The 508-nt window shown below is 60.2% G+C and carries 1 protein-coding gene; it reads left to right on the top strand.

All coding sequences use genetic code 11. The annotated features are described in order from the left end of the window. Window positions 1–273: 273 nt before the first annotated feature. A partial coding sequence (locus L6Q96_23700) for a hybrid sensor histidine kinase/response regulator (GenBank protein ID MCK6557550.1) occupies window positions 274–508 on the top strand: 235 nt, incomplete at its 3' end.

The following is a 508-nucleotide window of genomic DNA, read 5'->3' as shown; positions in this document are numbered from 1 at the left end:
GGTTCAACGAAGGGCGTCCATTCGTCGGCCTGGTCTCCAAAATGCCCCCGTCCATTCGCTCGATGTTCGAGGAGCAATCCATACGGTCTGTCCTCCTCGTTCCCATCCGCGTGGAGTCGGCGATGATCGGGTTCATCGGCTGGGACGACTGCACGCAGGACCGGGAATGGTCCGAAACCGATATTTCACTCCTGCACGCGGGCGGAGTCGCGTTCGGCATGGCGTTGCGGCGGGACCAAGCCCAGGCGCAGTTGGCCGCCACCAATCATCGGGATGACGGGTCTTCTGCTCGACTCCCAACTCGACGCGGAACAACGGCGCTACGCGGACATCATCCATTCCAGTAGCGACAGCCTCCTCGCCCTTATCAACGACATTCTGGACTTCTCGAAGATCGAAGCCGGCCAGCTCCAGTTGGAACAGGTTGAGTTCAACCTCTTCGAAGTCGTCGAGGACACCCTCGAAACATTCGCGGTGCGTGCCCACGACAAGGGACTCGAGCTCAGTT

The sequence above is a fragment of the Candidatus Binatia bacterium genome (assembly GCA_023150935.1).
In the GTDB taxonomy this organism is placed as follows: Bacteria; Desulfobacterota; Binatia; order HRBIN30; family HRBIN30; genus JAKLJW01.
The sequence above is the reverse complement of the archived record's forward strand: the minus strand, read 5'-3'. Positions and strand labels throughout refer to the sequence as shown.